This is a genomic window from Pseudomonas sp. UME65, from assembly GCF_014170225.1.
Taxonomy (GTDB): Bacteria; Pseudomonadota; Gammaproteobacteria; order Pseudomonadales; family Pseudomonadaceae; genus Aquipseudomonas; species Aquipseudomonas protegens.
In genome coordinates, this window is sequence record NZ_LZZQ01000005.1 from 376,109 (window position 1) to 391,799 (window position 15,691).

General features: G+C 62.3%; 17 protein-coding genes. 9 read left to right on the forward strand and 8 right to left on the reverse strand.

Features of this window, described 5'->3' with window-relative positions; all coding sequences use genetic code 11:
• Window positions 1-109 precede the first annotated feature (109 nt).
• The gene (locus A9971_RS05255) at window positions 110-907 is read right to left on the reverse strand and encodes a helix-turn-helix transcriptional regulator (protein WP_015636234.1); all 798 of its coding nucleotides are present in this window, start codon (window positions 905-907) and stop codon (window positions 110-112) included.
• Between the two features lie 85 nt (window positions 908-992).
• Between A9971_RS05255 and A9971_RS05260 the strand changes: the two genes are divergently transcribed.
• The 5 genes from A9971_RS05260 to A9971_RS05280 all read left to right on the forward strand — a co-directional run bounded on the left by A9971_RS05260 (window position 993) and on the right by A9971_RS05280 (window position 5,474).
• A complete protein-coding gene (locus A9971_RS05260; RefSeq protein WP_015636235.1) occupies window positions 993-1,991 on the forward strand; it encodes a bile acid:sodium symporter family protein in 999 nt (332 codons plus the stop codon).
• A 104-nt stretch (window positions 1,992-2,095) separates the two neighbouring features.
• A complete protein-coding gene (locus tag A9971_RS05265; protein ID WP_011062116.1) occupies window positions 2,096-3,124 on the forward strand; it encodes a hypothetical protein in 1,029 nt (342 codons plus the stop codon).
• A gap of 134 nt (window positions 3,125-3,258) precedes the next feature.
• Window positions 3,259-3,903, forward strand: coding sequence for a hypothetical protein (locus A9971_RS05270; protein ID WP_183001965.1), 645 nt, complete (start codon window positions 3,259-3,261; stop codon window positions 3,901-3,903).
• 93 nt (window positions 3,904-3,996) lie between these two features.
• Window positions 3,997-4,719: a CPBP family intramembrane glutamic endopeptidase gene (locus tag A9971_RS05275; RefSeq protein ID WP_183000970.1), complete on the forward strand. Its 723-nt coding sequence runs from the start codon at window positions 3,997-3,999 to the stop codon at window positions 4,717-4,719.
• Between the two features lie 134 nt (window positions 4,720-4,853).
• On the forward strand, window positions 4,854-5,474 hold the full coding sequence (locus A9971_RS05280; RefSeq protein WP_011062117.1) for a LysE family translocator: 621 nt from the start codon (window positions 4,854-4,856) through the stop codon (window positions 5,472-5,474).
• Window positions 5,475-5,538: 64 nt separating this feature from the next.
• On the opposite strand, the gene A9971_RS05285 is transcribed toward A9971_RS05280, so the two are convergent.
• Both A9971_RS05285 and A9971_RS05290 read right to left on the reverse strand, forming a co-directional pair.
• Window positions 5,539-5,781: a hypothetical protein gene (locus A9971_RS05285; RefSeq protein ID WP_183000971.1), complete on the reverse strand. Its 243-nt coding sequence runs from the start codon at window positions 5,779-5,781 to the stop codon at window positions 5,539-5,541.
• A 146-nt stretch (window positions 5,782-5,927) separates the two neighbouring features.
• Window positions 5,928-6,806, reverse strand: coding sequence for a putrescine utilization regulator PtrR (locus A9971_RS05290; protein WP_015636242.1), 879 nt, complete (start codon window positions 6,804-6,806; stop codon window positions 5,928-5,930).
• Between the two features lie 101 nt (window positions 6,807-6,907).
• On the opposite strand from A9971_RS05290, the gene A9971_RS05295 reads away from it, so the two are divergent.
• The 3 genes from A9971_RS05295 to A9971_RS05305 all read left to right on the forward strand — a co-directional run bounded on the left by A9971_RS05295 (window position 6,908) and on the right by A9971_RS05305 (window position 11,208).
• Entirely contained in the window at window positions 6,908-8,299 is a 1,392-nt protein-coding gene (locus A9971_RS05295; RefSeq protein ID WP_183000972.1) for an aldehyde dehydrogenase family protein, read from the forward strand.
• Window positions 8,300-8,514: 215 nt separating this feature from the next.
• A complete protein-coding gene (locus A9971_RS05300) occupies window positions 8,515-8,793 on the forward strand; it encodes an Arc family DNA-binding protein (RefSeq protein WP_065363278.1) in 279 nt (92 codons plus the stop codon).
• 231 nt (window positions 8,794-9,024) lie between these two features.
• On the forward strand, window positions 9,025-11,208 hold the full coding sequence (locus tag A9971_RS05305) for a TonB-dependent siderophore receptor (RefSeq protein ID WP_183000973.1): 2,184 nt from the start codon (window positions 9,025-9,027) through the stop codon (window positions 11,206-11,208).
• Window positions 11,209-11,395: 187 nt separating this feature from the next.
• Here the strand turns inward: A9971_RS05305 and A9971_RS05310 are convergent, their stop codons facing one another.
• From A9971_RS05310 to A9971_RS05330, 5 genes are all read right to left on the reverse strand, one after another.
• Window positions 11,396-11,680, reverse strand: a complete 285-nt coding sequence (locus tag A9971_RS05310) for a DNA-binding transcriptional regulator (protein WP_015636246.1) — start codon at window positions 11,678-11,680, stop codon at window positions 11,396-11,398.
• Window positions 11,670-11,987 carry a hypothetical protein gene (locus A9971_RS05315; RefSeq protein WP_015636247.1) on the reverse strand — a complete coding sequence of 106 codons (318 nt, stop codon included), beginning with the start codon at window positions 11,985-11,987 and terminating at the stop codon, window positions 11,670-11,672. The genes A9971_RS05310 and A9971_RS05315 overlap by 11 nt, the downstream gene beginning before the upstream one ends.
• 347 nt (window positions 11,988-12,334) lie before the next feature.
• Window positions 12,335-12,817: a DUF4265 domain-containing protein gene (locus A9971_RS05320; protein WP_183001025.1), complete on the reverse strand. Its 483-nt coding sequence runs from the start codon at window positions 12,815-12,817 to the stop codon at window positions 12,335-12,337.
• Between the two features lie 86 nt (window positions 12,818-12,903).
• The gene (locus tag A9971_RS05325) at window positions 12,904-13,590 is read right to left on the reverse strand and encodes a hypothetical protein (protein WP_183000974.1); all 687 of its coding nucleotides are present in this window, start codon (window positions 13,588-13,590) and stop codon (window positions 12,904-12,906) included.
• Window positions 13,590-14,558, reverse strand: coding sequence for a hypothetical protein (locus A9971_RS05330; RefSeq protein WP_183000975.1), 969 nt, complete (start codon window positions 14,556-14,558; stop codon window positions 13,590-13,592). The genes A9971_RS05325 and A9971_RS05330 overlap by 1 nt, the downstream gene beginning before the upstream one ends.
• Before the next feature lie 529 nt (window positions 14,559-15,087).
• Here A9971_RS05330 and A9971_RS05335 point away from each other — a divergent pair.
• Complete coding sequence (locus tag A9971_RS05335; protein ID WP_183000976.1) at window positions 15,088-15,369, forward strand: fructose-bisphosphate aldolase; 282 nt, start codon at window positions 15,088-15,090, stop codon at window positions 15,367-15,369.
• Window positions 15,370-15,691 lie beyond the last annotated feature (322 nt).

The following is a 15,691-nucleotide window of genomic DNA, read 5'->3' on the forward strand; positions in this document are numbered from 1 at the left end:
GGTCGCGCAGCGACCGCCGGGCGGGCGCCGCGCAGGGCCAGGAACCCGGTTCGGGTCTGCTGCGCAGCCCATCGCAGCCTGGGGCAGCGGCTACAGGAAGCTCGGGGTGTCAGAGGTCGCGGAAGAACTCCCCCGGGGTGGCGTCGAACTGCTGGCGAAAGGCGGCGATAAATGCCGAGGTCGAGTCATAACCACAGGCCAGCGCCACATCAGTGACCCGCTCGCCCTGCTCCAGGGGAGTCAGGGCGCCCAGCAGGCGCAGGCGCTGGCGCCAGGCACGGAAGGTCAGCCCGGTGTCCTTGAGGAACAGGCGGCTGAGGGTCTTCTCCGTCACCCCGAGCTTCTGGCTCCACTGGCCCAGCGTCGTGGCCTGCTCCGGGTGCGCCTGCAGGCTGCGGTAGATCGCCCGCAGGCGCACGTCGTGGGGCAGCGGCAGCATCAGGTCCAACTGCGGCGCGGCGGCCAACTGGTCCAGCAGCACCTGGGCCAGGCGCCCGTCGGCGCTGTCCTCGACATATTCCACCGGCAATTCACTGAAGGCGCGGATCAACTCCCGCAGCAGGCTGCTGACCGCCAGCACCTGGCAGCTGTCTGGCGCCGCCCAGGTGGTAACGCTGCAATCGAGATACAGGCTGCGCATCTCGGTGCGCGGCGAGCTGAACACCCGGTGCGGCACCCCGGCGGGAATCCACACCGCCCGTTGCGGCGGGGCGATAAAGCGCCCGCCGCTGGTCTGGATCTCCAGCACCCCGGCAATGGCGTAGGACAATTGCACCCACGGGTGGCTGTGGCGCCGGGTCAAGGCGCGATTGGGCAAGGATTCGGTGCGCCCGTACACCGGCCGCGGCAGGCTGGGCAAACCGGGAATACTGCGCCGGACGATCTTTTCATGTCCTTTAGGCGGCATTAACTGGCTCCTTGGCGTTAGTCGGTAAAACGCAGCCACGTTAGAGTCGCCCCACCGCACTTGGCAACCCCCGGATGATCCCGCTATGACTCGCTCGCGTCTTTTGCCCGACAACTTCACCCTGACCCTGATCGGCGTGGTGCTGCTGGCCAGTTTCCTGCCGGCCAGCGGCCAGGTGGCCATAGGTTTCGGCTGGCTGACCAACATCGCCATCGGCCTGCTGTTCTTCCTCCACGGCGCCAAGCTGTCGCGCGAGGCGATCATTGCCGGGGCCGGCCACTGGCGCCTGCACCTGCTGGTGTTCAGCCTGACCTTCATCCTCTTTCCCGTGTTGGGCCTGGCGCTCAAGCCGCTGCTGTCACCGCTGGTGGGCAACGACCTGTACATGGGCATGCTGTATCTGTGCGCCCTGCCGGCCACGGTGCAATCGGCGATCGCCTTCACCTCCCTGGCCCGGGGCAATATCCCGGCGGCCATCTGCAGCGCCGCGGCGTCGAGCCTGTTCGGGATCTTCCTCACCCCGCTCTTGGTGACCCTGCTGCTGAACGTGCACGGCGAAGGCGGTTCGACCCTGGACGCCATCCTCAAGATCAGCGTGCAGTTGCTGCTGCCCTTTATCGCCGGGCAGATCGCCCGACGCTGGATCGGCGCCTGGGTCGGGCGCAACAAGAACTGGCTGCGCTTCGTCGACCAGGGCTCGATCCTGCTGGTGGTCTACGGCGCCTTCAGCGAAGCGGTAAACGAAGGCATCTGGCACCAGATCCCGCTGTGGGAACTGGCCGGCCTGGTGGTGGCCTGCTGCGTCCTCCTGGCGCTGGTGCTGCTGGCGTCGAGCTTTCTCGGCAAGCTGTTCGGCTTCGACCAGGAAGACCGCATCACCATCCTCTTCTGCGGCTCGAAAAAGAGCCTGGCCACCGGCGTGCCCATGGCCCAGGTGCTGTTTGCCGGCAGCACCATGGGCGTGCTGATTTTGCCCCTGATGCTGTTCCACCAGATCCAACTGATGGTCTGCGCGGTGCTGGCCCAGCGCTACGCCAAGCGCCCGGAATCGGTGGCCGAGCTGATGGGCCAGGTCGATCCGTAACTGTTCCTGCAAGGCGGCCCGGCGGTTGACCGGGCCTGCGCGCAGATGGCGATGAAGAGTGCGCAATGGCATGATGCCGCGGCGAAAATCATCAAGGACCGCTGATGTTTCCCCATCGAATTCAAGCCCCCAGCCAGGCCGACCTGGAACTGCAGGTTAGCGCCCGCCTGGAGGCCGATGACCAGGCCCAGGTCATCGTCCAGTTCGCCAAGGCCGAACAGTACGACGGCGAACTGCTGAGTCAGCTCGACACGCTCTGCGCCCGTTTCGGCGAGCGCCTCAATGTGCGTTTCTACAGCCACTATCCGGGCAGCGCGTTTGACGGCCGCACCTTGCTCGCCCTGCCCAATGTCCACTCCCTGAGCCTGGATTGCCTGGACACGCTGGAACACTTCGAAACCATTGGCAGCCTGCACAAGCTCAAGGATTTCGCCCTGCAAGTCATCAGCGCCGACCTGCCGGGCCTCTTGGCCCTGCCCAACTTGAGGGGGCTGCGAACGCTGCGCCTGTCCCTGGACAAAGGCCCGGCCATAGACCTGGCGCCCCTGGCCACCATGGCCGAGCTGCACACCCTGTCCCTCAGCGTGCAAAGCCATCACCTGGACGTACTGAGCCAGTGCCCGGGCATCCGCCACCTGGACCTGCATCGCATGCCGGCCAAGACGCCCCTGGGCATGGTCGCCGGCATGACCGGCCTGCACAGCCTCTCGGTAACCTTCGGCAGCCGTGAGCAGATGCCGGAGCTGCGCAATCCCCAGGTCAAGGAACTGGAGATCATGCGGGTGCGCGGCCTCAACCGCCTGGACCTGGATGGTTTTCCCCTGCTTGAAGTGTTGAAGATCGAGGACCAGGCGCAATTGAGCCAACTGGACCTTGGCGGGGCGCCGCAGTTGCGCAAGATGAGCCTGATCAACCTCAAGACCCTGGGGGAACTCAGCGGCCTGAAAACCTCGAACATCGCTGACCTGCGCATCATCAAGGCCCCACAGTTGGATCTACTGGCACTGATCGACAGCCACCTACCGGCCAGCGTGCAGCACCTCAAGCTGCTCAGTGGCAAACGCGCCGTGGACAAACAGCTCGACGCCCGGCAACAGCAACTGGGCATTCCCGTACCCCGCGGCCCCTATTGACCCACCCTTGTAGGCGCGAGCTTGCTCGCGAAGGACGTCAACGATAACGCGCACTTGCAGGGAACAGGCGGCGCGTTGGAAATCATCGCGAGCAAGCTCGCTCCTACAGATCGGTGTTATTCCTTGGAGATCTCATGTCCTTTGTCCGTGAATTTGCCCCGTTCCTGCTAAACCACCTAAAAGAAGAGCGCCAGCACATCCTCAAGTCCATCGCAGTCAGCGTCGCTGCCGAGCTATGGCTGAGCCTGGAGTCAGCGGCGCTGCTGGATATCAACCGCGACCAGTTCAGCCTCGGCGGCCAGCTGGATGAACGCCGCAACGTACCTCGCTGGCTGATCGCTGCCGAACGCCGCAAGGTGGATGTCTGGGTTGAAGACAGCTACGGCGAACATCCCTCCACCGCTATCGAATTCAAAGTGATACACAACAACAAGAATGCGTATGACAAGATTCGGCAAATTCGCAAGGACCTGATCAAGCCCATTCCCCACACCGCGCCTGACGAACACATCGAACGCTGGGGCATCGTGCTGCTGACCTACTCGCGCTTCTACAGCGACCAACGAGGCAACTATGTCTACGGCAAGTTCGCCAACCGTGATGCCTTTCTCCAAGCCTTCAGGCATGCACTGAGCGATGACGCTGACCGTTACACGGGTACCCCTGAGCTGGAGCTGGCGATGGAGCCGATTCAGGTCGCCGATCTGGAAGGCGCCCACTACATCGAACCGGAGAAAGAGGCCGGGGTGTATCTGGCGCTGGTCAAGCGCAAAGGCTGAATGCCCTTTGCAAGCGCCACCTGGAAGCGGTTCCCGGCGGTCGACGATAGTGGCACTATGCCGCCCCGTTTATCCCGCATTCATGGAGTGACTGTGACTCATCTGTTTTCCCCGCCTGGGGTCTGCGCCCCTGAGCGTTCTACCTACCGGTTCTTTCCTCGGCTCGGACTATTCATTCTGGCTGCCCTGATGTTCTTCCTGGCCGGAATACCCGGCATCCTGCTGGTGCCGGCAGAGATGCAGAACCACCTGATGATCGTCATCAGCAGTGGTTCCTCTGCGCTCGTCCTGTCCATCCTGTTCGTCATCCAGTACCGCTCTGACCCGGCCGCTGTACTGCGCGGGCGAACATTCAGCCAACCATTAAAAGTTGGCGCGCTGGCCCTCATCGCACTCTATGCGCTGTTTGGCATCGTCATCGCATTTTTGCATCTGCCTCAAGAAGCCTTCATGAGCGACTTGCTGACCGGGCTCAGCCCTTGGCAAACCTTGATCAAAGTCGCCTCACTGCTGGTGCTGCCGCCGATTGCCGAGGAACTGTTTTTCCGCCACTACCTGCTGCGGCTATTTCCATATGAGAACAGCCAGCTCTGGAAATGGATTGCCATCATCGTGACCTCGGCCATTTTCGCCGGGCTCCACCTGCAGTACGGCAACTGGACGTCCGTTGCCCTGATCTTCTTGAGTGGCTGTGTGTTCGCTGTCACGCGAATTGTCAGTGGAGGACTATTGGTCCCCATGCTGCTGCACCTGCTGTTGGAAATCATCGGGTTGAGCACCGACTGGGCATTCAAACTGGCAGGTCTCTACGGCTGATCGACGGTTCAATCAGGGCGAACACGTGGGTTCGCCCAGCAGGCTCGGCCACTGCCCAAAAACTATTGAACAAGCGCAACTGTTCGAGCTCGTGGCCTGTTAACGTGTCTGCGCCCTCAACTCGAAGCCGCCCCATGTCGATCACTGAGAATCTCCTGGCCTTCACCCTGGCCGCCACGCTGCTGACCCTGACCCCTGGCCTGGACACCGCCCTGGTGCTGCGCACCGCCACGGTGGAAGGCCGGCGGCAGGCGCTGCGCGCGGCGTTGGGCATCAATGCCGGCTGCCTGATCTGGGGCGCGGCTGTGGCCTTCGGCCTGGGGGCCTTGATCGCGGTGTCGGAACTGGCCTTCAACCTGTTGAAGTACTGCGGCGCCGCCTACCTCGCCTGGCTGGGACTGAACATGCTGCTGCGCCCGCGCCACTCGTTTGCTCCCACAGGCGCGAACAGCGACCCCGGCACCAACTGGTTTCTCAAGGGCATGCTGGGCAATGTGCTCAACCCCAAGGTGGGAGTGTTCTACGTGTCCTTTCTGCCGCAGTTCATTCCCCAGGGCCAGCCGTTGGTGGCCTGGACCTTCGGCCTGGTGAGCATTCACGTGGTGCTGGGGCTGGTCTGGTCGCTACTGCTGATCGCCGCCACCCGGCCCCTGGCCGGTGTGCTGCAGCGGGAAAAGGTGATCCAGTGGATGGACCGCACCACAGGGATGATCTTCGTACTGTTTGCCGCTCGATTGGCCTTGAGCAGGCGCTGAGAAGCCGCTCCCAGCCACTGCCAACGCCCCCGACAAACTCACGAGGTCACGCCAAGACCGCCACTCAGGCTTGCGCCTCGCTCCTAAACTGTTGCCACTGTTCCCAGCAGTTCTCGGCCACCAGATCGCGGTAACCCCGCTCGTTTTCCATGCTCAGCGCCACGGCCACCGGCAACGCGATACAGGCGGCGTTATCACGAATCTCCAGCACTTCGGCCTCGGTCAGGGGCATGCCCTTGGTGTTTTCGGCATTCAGCAGCAAGGCCACCAACGCAGGTACGAATACCAGGCAAAGCTGATCGGTCATGGCTCAGTGTCCAGGGGTTAGGCAAGGGCCGAAAAGCCTACACACATCGGCCCTGCGCAGCCATTGCACAAGGACATTAATGGCTGCCGGGGGCGCTTTCGCACACAACGGCTGGACAGCACAGGCGATCTGCCCGCCCCCGCCATTCACCCCTCGGCCAGCACCACGCCCCGCGCTTCCAGCAGCTTCACGAAACTGCTCAGGCTTTGCGACACGGTGCCGCGCCGCCAGACCAGCCAGGTGCGCAGGAAGCGAAAACGCGGGGACAACGGCCAGACGCTGACCGTGGCGCAGCCGGGCATGCTTTCCAGCATGCTGCGGGGCATCAGCGCCAGCCCGGCGCCGGCGCTGACGCAGGCCAGCATGCCGTGGTAGGACTCCATTTCATGGATCTTGCCCGGCACCGCGGCGTCCTGGGTGAACCAGCTTTCGAAGTGATGACGGTAGGAGCAATTGGCGCGAAAGGCGTAGATGCTTTCGCCGTTGACCTCCCGCGCCCGAGTAATCGGCGCATGGCCCAGCGGGGCGATCAGCACCATTTCCTCCTCGAACACCGGCAGCCCTTCCAGAGCCGGGTGGCGCACCGGGCCGTCGACGAAGGCGGCCACCAGGCGGCCGGACAGCACGCCGTCGATCATGGTCCCGGAGGGTCCGGTGGACAGGTCCAGTTCCACCTTGGCGTACTGCTGGTTGTAGGCCGCGAGCAGCGCCGGGATGCGTACCGCCGCCGTGCTTTCCAGCGAGCCCAGGGCGAACGGTCCCTGAGGCTCCTCGCCGGCCACGGTCAGACGCGCCTCGGCCACCAGGTCGAGAATGCGCCGGGCGTAGTCGAGGAAATTCCAGCCGGCGGGGGACAGGCGCATGCGGCTCTTCTCGCGGATAAACAGCTCCACCCCCAGGTCCTGCTCCAGTTGCTTGATCCTGGTGGTCAGGTTCGACGGCACCCGGTGGATCAGTTGCGCGGCGGCGCTGATGCTGCCCTGCTCGGCAACGGCCTTGAAAATTTCCAGCTGGACCAGATCCACGGCATTCTCCAAACGTGAACGACTTGCTCAATATTATTCAGTTTTCAGCAAAGATCCAGCACCGTAACCTGCCGCCATTCCCACCCGAGCAGGACGGTGCCATGAGCCTTGTTTCCAGCCACACCCACGCCTTGTCGATCAACCCCGCCACTGGCGAGCAGATCGGCGCCTACCCTTACCACTCCGAGGCTGAGCAGGACGCCGCGCTGAGCCGTGCCGCCGCTGGTTTCGCCCAGTGGAAACGCCAGAGCATCGCCGAGCGCGCCAGCCGCCTGAACGCACTGGCCCAGGCCCTGCGGGACAACAGCGAGGCCATGGCCCGCATGATCAGCCTGGAAATGGGCAAGCCCCTGCCCCAGGCCCGCGGTGAAATCGAGAAGTGCGCCCAGCTGTGCCTGTGGTACGCCGAGCACGGCCCAGCCATGCTGGCCCCGGAAGCAACCCTGGTGGAGAACGACAAGGCGCGCATCGAGTACCGGCCCCTGGGCCCGCTCCTGGCGGTGATGCCGTGGAACTTCCCGATCTGGCAGGTGCTGCGCGGCGCGGTGCCGGCGCTGCTGGCGGGCAACACCTACGTGCTCAAGCACGCCCCGAATGTCATGGGCAGCGCCTACCTGCTGCTGGACGCCATGCAGCGCGCCGGTTTCCCTGAAGGGGTGTTCGAGCTGCTCAACGTCACCCCGGACGGCGTATCCGGCGCCATCGCCGACCGCCGCATCGCCGCTGTGACCCTCACCGGCAGCGTGCGCGCCGGCATCGCCATCGGCGCCCAGGCCGGCGCCGCGCTGAAGAAATGCGTGCTGGAACTGGGCGGCTCCGACCCCTTTATCGTGCTCAACGACGCCGACCTCGACGAAGCGGTCAAGGCCGCGGTGATCGGCCGCTACCAGAACACCGGCCAGGTCTGCGCCGCCGCCAAGCGCCTGATCATCGAGCAAGGGGTGGTCGCGGAGTTCACCCGCAAATTCGTCGAAGCCACCCGCGCCCTGATAATCGGCGACCCGCTGGCCAGCGACACCTACATCGGCCCCATGGCCCGCTTCGACCTGCGTGACGAGCTGCACCAGCAGGTCCAGGCGACCCTGGCCGAAGGCGCCACCCTGCTGCTGGGCGGCGACAAGGTCGAAGGCGCCGGCAACTATTACCAACCCACGGTGCTAGCCAACGTCACCGAGCAGATGACCGCCTTCAGGCAGGAACTGTTCGGCCCGGTGGCCGCCATCATCAGCGCCCGGGATGCGCAGCACGCCCTGGAACTGGCCAACGACAGCGAGTTCGGCCTCACCGCCACGATCTTCACCCAGGACCTGGAACGGGCCCGGCAGATGACCGACGAGCTGGAAACCGGCGGCGTGTTCATCAATGGCTACAGCGCCAGCGACCCCCGGGTGACCTTCGGCGGAGTGAAAAAAAGCGGCTTCGGGCGCGAGCTGTCGCACTTTGGCGTGCGCGAGTTCTGCAATGCGCAGACGGTGTGGCTGGATCGCCGTTGAGGCTCGGAGGCCACGTCATAGGCTGAACGACCCCGGTGAAAAGCGGACCTGGATCAGGTCCGCTTTTTAATCGGATTAGAGGCCGGTTCTAGTGCGAATCAGAACTTTCCTAATGAAAAAGCGCCGATTTTTCATTCTTTTAAGAATTTTCTTGAAGCAAGCAAGCCTGCCTCATTCTTATGATGCTGCTCTTTGGCATTACTCTGAGGTCCGCTATGTGCTCCTCCCTGCAAAAGTTCATCGTTCGTCTTCCAGGCGACCTGCACAACCAGCTCAAACACATTGCCAAACGAGAAAACCGCAGCATGAACAATGAAATCGTCGACCGCCTGGAAAAGTCCCTGGTCGTCGATGAAACCCGTGAGATGAATGAGAAACTCATCAGCCTGCTGCTGCGCAAGGTCGATTCCATGGAGGAGCGGATCAAGTACCTGCAGATGGGCCACCCGGAGCCCGAGCAGGATTGCCCACCGCCGTGTTACGCAAGGACTTGAAGCGGCCACTCCCGCCACGCGATCTTCTGCCTCTTCCGCCTTTACCCCCTCGCTGCAGCTTGTATGATGGCGCCTGCCCGACAGTACCCAGCGGCAACCGCCAGGCCCCGGCCTGATGCTCGCAGGGCTCCCCCGCTGTTCCTCACTACACACGCAGGTCGACGCTCCTAGCCTTCCCAGGAACCTCCCTCGGCTTCTGCCATGGGGCCGCGTCGCCTTCTAGGATTGTTCATGAGCCGGATTCACCCGACTGCCCCCGCGCGCACCTGCAGCTCAGCTTTGCCCCTCAACCGCCTGACCCTGGGCCTGCTGCTGGCCGGCAGCAGCGCCGTGGCCAACGCCGCGGGCACCCAGTTGCCGACCCAGACCGTCAGCGGCGAAGAGCCCTACGGCTATCGCGTCGACAGCGCCTCGGTGGGTGGTTTCAGCGAAGCGCCCTTGCTGGATACCCCGGCCTCCATCAGCGTGATCAATGAAGACATGATCCTCGACCAGCAGGCCCGACTGCTCAGCGACGTGCTGAAGAACGATGCCTCGGTGGGCCAGAGCTACGCGCCGGTGGGCTACTACGAAAACTTCGAAGTGCGCGGCTTCTCGCTGAATGCCGCCAGCAGCTACAAGATCAACAACCGCACCATCACCGGCGAGCAGAACGTCGCCCTGGAAAACAAGCAGCGGGTGGAATTGCTCAAGGGCCTTTCCGGCCTGCAAAGCGGGGTCAGCGAGCCCGGCGGGTTGATCAACTACGTGACCAAGCGGCCCACGGACATTCGTTCGGTGACCGTTTCCACCGACGACCGCGGCAGCGGCTACCTGGCCACCGATATCGGCGGCTGGTTCGGCAGCGAACAGCAGTTCGGCCTGCGTGCCAACCTGGCCCATGAAGACCTGCACTCCTACGTCGAGCACACCAATGGCCAGCGCGACTTCGCCTCCCTGGCCCTGGACTGGAACATCAGCCCCGACGCCCTGCTGCAACTGGACATCGAATACCAGAACAAGCAGCAGCGCTCGGCACCGGGCTATCAACTGCTGGGGGGCTCCAGCCTGCCCCACCACGCCTCGCCGAAAAGACTCCTGGGGCACCAGAGCGGGTCAAAGCCGGTGACCAATGAATCGCTGAACATCGGCGGCAACTTCGAGTACCGCTTCAACGACGACTGGAAGGGCAACCTCAGTGCGTCGCGCAGCAAGGTGGTGATCGATGACTACAGTTCGTTTGCCTGGGGCGGCTGTACCACCGGCTGCATCAACGCCAACGGCAACTACTTCAGCCCCGAAGGCAACTACGACATCTACGACTTCCGCAGCCCCGACGACACCCGGCGCAACGATGAAGTGCAGGCGGTGCTCAATGGTCGTTTCGACACCGCAGGCCTGGGCCATGAGTTGAGCGTGGGAACCAGTGCGTTTCGCCGTGTAGTGGACCGGCGCGAGTCCATCAATCAATGGATTGGCACGGGCAATATCCAGAGCGAGCCTGAGAACTTCGGCCGCTACGACGGCGCCCTCAACGACACCCACAAACGCCTGGACAGCCGCCAATACGGCCTGTTCCTCAGCGACCGCATCAGCTTCAACGAACAGTGGCAGACCGTCCTCGGCGGGCGCGAAGTACGCCTGGACGAAGAGAGCTTCGACAAGGACGGCGTGCGCGATCGCCACACCCAACGCTATGTGTTCCTGCCCCAGGCCGCATTGATCTACAAACCGCTCAACAACATTTCGCTGTACACCCAATACAGCAAGGGCCTGAGCCTGGGTGGCCAGGCACCCTGGTTCGCCAGCAACAATGGCGACACCCTGGCCCCCACCGTCTCCCGCCAAATCGAAGCCGGGGTCAAGTACGACTGGCAGCGCATGAGCTTTACCGCCGCCCTGTTCCAGATGCGCCAGGCCTACCAGTACTCGCGCCCCGATGCCTCCGGGGGGTTCACCTACGTCCAGCAGGGCCAGCAAAAGAACACTGGCCTGGAGCTCTCCGCCAACGGTTGGGCCACCCAACGCCTGCAGATTGCCGCCAGCGTCGCGGCGATCCGCTCCCGGGTCGAGGGCACCGGTACCCCGGCCTACGAGGGGCACCAGACCCTCAACGTCCCGCGCCTGCGGGCCAGCCTGCAGGGCGACTACGCCCTGCCCTGGCTCGACGGCCTGGCCCTGCTGGGCGGCATGCAATACAGCGGCAGCCAATACGCCGACCACCAGGGCAACGTCGCCACCGGCGCCTACGCCATCTTCAACATCGGCAGCCGCTACAGCACCCGCATCGATGGCTACGACACCGTGTTCCGCCTGACCGTGGACAACCTGTTCGACAAGCGCTACTGGCGCGACACCGGGGAATACATGGGCGACGACTACCTGTTCCAGGGCGCGCCGCTGACGGCTCGGTTGAGTGCTTCGGTGAATTTCTGATGCAGCGCCAACCGCCCAGCGAGAATACGCCTCTCAAGTTAGCCGCTGTATTGTAGGAGCCGGCTTGCCGGCGAAGGCGGTCTCAAGGACACCTTCGCTGGCAAACCAGTGACTATGCGAATCTGTCAGGCATGCACAAAAAAGCCGGTCATCAAGACCGACTTGTCAGCGCCTGGTCTACTCGCCATCAAACCGGCTGCAAAGCCCGCAAGGCTTCAGGGTACTGGCTGGCCACACGCAGCAGCGTTTGAGCCGCGCCTGTCGGCTGGCGCCGGCCTTGCTCCCAATCCTGCAGTGTACGCAGGCTGACCCCCAACAGCGTGGCAAACGCACTCTGAGAGAGCCCCACCTTAGCCCGGGCCTCTGCCGCCCCGGACAGTTTTACCACCGTTGCACGCGCCGCCTTGCCGGCTTTCATCTGGCCCACCGAAGTCAGCAAATCCTTCTGAAACTGCTGCAGTTCATGGTCCATGACTGATTCCCTCTTTCAATTGATTCAGAAAGCCGATGGGCAGATTGTCTAACTTCGCCTTGGTGTAGACGATCAGCAACCAAATAAGACCTTCCGAAAGCAGGTTGTAGTAGATGACTCGTGTGCCGCCGCGCTTGCCGATGCCACTGCAAGACCAGCGCACCTTGCGCAGCCCTCCGGTACCGGGGATGACGTCTCCAACCCATGGGTCTGCGACCAACCAGGTGATGAATTCCAAGCGCTCGGCGTCATTCCAGATAGGCTCGGCGTAGCGCTTGAAGACCTCGGTTTCGATAACGGTATACATGGCTCCACCATCTACGGCAAGGCCGTACAGACGAACAGACAGGCATTCGTCCGACACAACCTGCTGGCGCTGGAAAGACCAATACCCCTGCCGCAACCAGGCATCGCAAGGGGTGGACGTTTGATCTACTCATCACCGAGGGTGGTCGCAATCATCGAGGGCAGCCACTGCTTACCGAAAATACAGATTTGCCTTACAGGCTCGGAGCCGATTTACCGGCGAAGGTGTCCTCAAGAGAGCCGTGGTAAACCAAGGCGCGTCACTCTGCAATGACTCGAAGCTGCCAACCTGCTTGATCGGTTACTTGGTCGGTTACTTGGTCGCTCTGGCGGCAGCCCCAAGGAGGATCACACGTCCAACCACCAGTTCAACAGCGTCTCATCCTCATCGTCGTCGAGGTTTTTATAGACATTGGCGTAGTACCACTCGATCCCGGTTTGCTCGCGGAAGCGATCGAACACCGCATTGATACGGTCCATGCCATTCCTTGCAGGAACAGCGAATGACAGGTTCCCCTCGAACAGCCCATCCAGGGTTCCACCCAGCTCACCAGCGACCTCGTTTTCAAGCGCACTGATCACCGCCGGATCAATGTAATCGGCATAGATCTGAATGCAGAAATTCCCGCCCCGTTTCAGCACTTGCGCCGGAGCATCGGGATTGCGGATGGAAACGATATCGCCCCGCGCCAGGTTCTGTGCCAGCCCCGGTGAAGACAGCAACTCGTAGGTATCCTCATCGATGCGCCGCGCCAGCAACTCCTCGCGAACGGCGCCATCGTCATCGGCCATGTACACCTGAATCAGCACAGGGGATTGCTTGTCATCCATACGAGGCTCCACCACTTCCAGGTTCAACACCAGACTCATCTAATCCACCAGCCGCCACGTCCCCAAAGGGCGCAAACGAACGGGCCTCAAGGCAACGGCGCAAAGCTCCCACCGCCCTCATTCCACCGAAACCCCGGAAACGTGCAGTCCTTGAAAGCAATCCGCAGTTGCTCCCCCTCACCCTGCAACTGCAAGGTATCCACCCCCTGATTCGGACAGCCCGGTGCCGCGATCGCCAGGCTCACCAGCAACTTGCCGGTGGCCTTGTCCATCACCTCCACCGTCGTAATCCGCTGATCATTGCCCGGCATCGGCACCTGGAAATACCAGCGTTTGGTGGAAGCACTCTGCAACAGCGTGGTGACCGGCTGCGGCCACGAGCGATCCGAATCCACCAGCCCCACCAGCTTCAGCGCAATGGGCAAGGACTTGCCCGTGCGATAACTGGTCCAGGTGCCGCGCACCTGCTCCTGCTGGCGGGAGTTCAGCAAGTCATTGAACTGCAGACGCGCCACCGGCAAGCCCTGCTCGTCCAGCTCATCCATGGCCAGCACCTTGTTGCTGTAACTGAAGGTCGGCTTGAGGCGGATCGGCGTGCGATAGCGCTGATAGGCATAGGTGCCCTGGTAGACCGCATTCTGGCTACCCAGGGTCAAGACAATCGCCTGCTTGCCCAACGTCCCCTCATACACCCCATGGGACGCCTGCGCCGGCAACAGCCACAGCGCCAACACCAGCACCACCAGCCCCCGAGCAACATCAAACCCACGCATCAGAAACGCTCCTCGCCCGACGACAGATATTCCAGCCGATCAGGGCTGATCACCCGGTAATAATCCCAACGCCGAGTGCGCTGGTCGTAATTGATAAAGTCCTGCTTGCTGAACTCCATCTGGCCACTGAGGGAAAAGCGCAACGTACCGTCCAACGCGAACTGCTCCAACTGCGCGTGGCGCAGATACTTCCTGCCTTCACGGTTGTACAGATAATACTGAGTGGGCGAACACCACAGCCGGCCATCCTCCTCGGCCACGCGATAGCTCTGGGCCTGGAAATCGATCCGCGCCTCATCCTGAAAATGCCCGAAGGTCAGGGTCTTGGTCCCCACCGAAGATAGGCACCACTGCCCACTGATCTCCTGCACCCGCCGCCCGGTGGTGCGGCTCATGACTCGAATACTGTCCACCCGCGCCACCTCCTCCCCGGCCTTGCGCGCGGCATGCACACTGAAATAGAAATCCCGATCGAACACCGGCTGCAGCAACTCCCCCTCAAACGCCTCCCGCTGACTGCCACCAAAGCGCGTCACCCGCTGCAACTGCAACGGCTGCTGCGTGCCCGTGCGCAGATCCACCAGACTGCCCTGCAACGCCTGCGCCCCCTCGGCGAACGGCTGCAACGACACCGCCGTCGCCGGCAGAGTCGGGTTGTCCATGATGTTGATCAAGAGCGCGGAGCCGGGATGGAAAGGCGTGGACTCCAACGCCATGGGCAGGCGCTCGGATTCGGAGAACCAGTAGCCGGACATACCGCCGCCGTATTGGGAGTCGTAGGTGAGCGCCAGTTCAACCGGAGTGTCGCCGAGGGTGCCGCGGTAGGTGGTGGTGGGGTTGGCTTGGGCGGCTGGGGTGAGGAGCCCGAGGCCGAGCAAGAGTGCGGCGGTCAGGCGGAACAGGAGGTGTTGCAGGTGACGCTGTTGGCCAGCCCTTGTTTGTGGACTGCTGCCAATGGGCTGGGGCATGCCTGCGCTCCTTGCGGTGGGGAAAAGGGGGCGCAGGATAGCAAAATCGACTGGAGGTCAGATGGCTTTGCCGAGGACTGGCCCGAATCTGAAATGGTCCAACAGGCTGTTGGACAATTACCGGGGGGCCACAATCTGCTGCTGATCACCAAGCTGAAAGGCCTATAAAGCTATGTGTCAGGCACAGCGGATATGAATTCCCCGGAGAGTTCAGCCGGTCCTTACTAGCAATAGAGACCGTTCCTACAGAAGCGCCATTGTCCCGCACCTGCCCTGTCCCTATAGTTTTCTCGTTCGCTGAATTTTGTCAGCGGCAGGGTTTCGCAGCCCAACAGAAAAGTCGAACTACACCGTCCAAGCCAACTCAGGCACACTTCGCCTGCGTTTCGTTTTATGGCGGCTGTACGTGGGAGACCTCCGGGTCTGCCGGGTTTGTTCTTTTCCTCGGTCTGCGAACCCGCGTACAGCTGCCACCCGTTGATTCGCAGCAACAGGTGGCAACTTTTCTACTCTTGAAAAGGATGACGCCATGAATACTCAAGATCTGTCCGAACGTTTTGTTCCTATGACCCCAATCGCCAGCGATGGGCCGGTGCTGTTTGTCGACAGCCAGGCGCCGTTGGTGGATTTGCATGTGTGTGCGAGTGAGCGGTTGGTCACTGCGCTTGATTATCTGAATCTGATGGCTTGCATTACGTTGCGTGATGCGAGTGATAAGGACATGAGCACGGTGACCAATACCGCCAGGTTATTGCTGCAGGATGTGCGGGATGTGCTGGGGGTGATTGAGACAAGGGCGTTTTGCAAATGATTTAAACGCTAAGGAAGCCGGCCACGGGCCGGCTTTTTAATGCCTGAAGGCCACGCACAATAGGGGTCGCACATAAAACGCCATCTTTGACCCACACCCAAACGCTGGGTTAGCCGCTGCTCAATGTCGAATGAACATCTGTTTTCAATGAAGCGCGGGCCCGTGATTCCGTTCAAATACGCGAAGCATTCACCGGTCCACGCCTGTGGCAGCAGTGGTCTACACGGCTGTACCTGACAGCCTCACTCCCGAATCGTTACACTGCGCGCATTTTGTCAGGCCGGAATTTCCCGGCTCGGCCATTGCCCACAATGTTGCTTGG

Excerpts from the sequence above, each read along its gene's own strand:
- A9971_RS05255 (WP_015636234.1), bottom strand. The coding sequence starts at position 907 with ATGCCGCCTAAAGGACATGAAAAGATCGTCCGGCGCAGTATTCCCGGT.
- A9971_RS05295 (WP_183000972.1), top strand. The coding sequence starts at position 6,908 with ATGAGCCTTGTTTCCAGCCACACCCACGCCTTGTCGATCAACCCCGCC.
- A9971_RS05265 (WP_011062116.1), top strand. The coding sequence starts at position 2,096 with ATGTTTCCCCATCGAATTCAAGCCCCCAGCCAGGCCGACCTGGAACTG.
- A9971_RS05335 (WP_183000976.1), top strand. The coding sequence starts at position 15,088 with ATGAATACTCAAGATCTGTCCGAACGTTTTGTTCCTATGACCCCAATC.
- A9971_RS05260 (WP_015636235.1), top strand. The coding sequence starts at position 993 with ATGACTCGCTCGCGTCTTTTGCCCGACAACTTCACCCTGACCCTGATC.
- A9971_RS05300 (WP_065363278.1), top strand. The coding sequence starts at position 8,515 with ATGTGCTCCTCCCTGCAAAAGTTCATCGTTCGTCTTCCAGGCGACCTG.
- A9971_RS05330 (WP_183000975.1), bottom strand. The coding sequence starts at position 14,558 with ATGCCCCAGCCCATTGGCAGCAGTCCACAAACAAGGGCTGGCCAACAG.
- A9971_RS05320 (WP_183001025.1), bottom strand. The coding sequence starts at position 12,817 with ATGGATGACAAGCAATCCCCTGTGCTGATTCAGGTGTACATGGCCGAT.
- A9971_RS05270 (WP_183001965.1), top strand. The coding sequence starts at position 3,259 with ATGTCCTTTGTCCGTGAATTTGCCCCGTTCCTGCTAAACCACCTAAAA.
- A9971_RS05315 (WP_015636247.1), bottom strand. The coding sequence starts at position 11,987 with ATGTATACCGTTATCGAAACCGAGGTCTTCAAGCGCTACGCCGAGCCT.
- A9971_RS05325 (WP_183000974.1), bottom strand. The coding sequence starts at position 13,590 with ATGCGTGGGTTTGATGTTGCTCGGGGGCTGGTGGTGCTGGTGTTGGCG.
- A9971_RS05285 (WP_183000971.1), bottom strand. The coding sequence starts at position 5,781 with ATGACCGATCAGCTTTGCCTGGTATTCGTACCTGCGTTGGTGGCCTTG.
- A9971_RS05310 (WP_015636246.1), bottom strand. The coding sequence starts at position 11,680 with ATGGACCATGAACTGCAGCAGTTTCAGAAGGATTTGCTGACTTCGGTG.
- A9971_RS05280 (WP_011062117.1), top strand. The coding sequence starts at position 4,854 with ATGTCGATCACTGAGAATCTCCTGGCCTTCACCCTGGCCGCCACGCTG.
- A9971_RS05305 (WP_183000973.1), top strand. The coding sequence starts at position 9,025 with ATGAGCCGGATTCACCCGACTGCCCCCGCGCGCACCTGCAGCTCAGCT.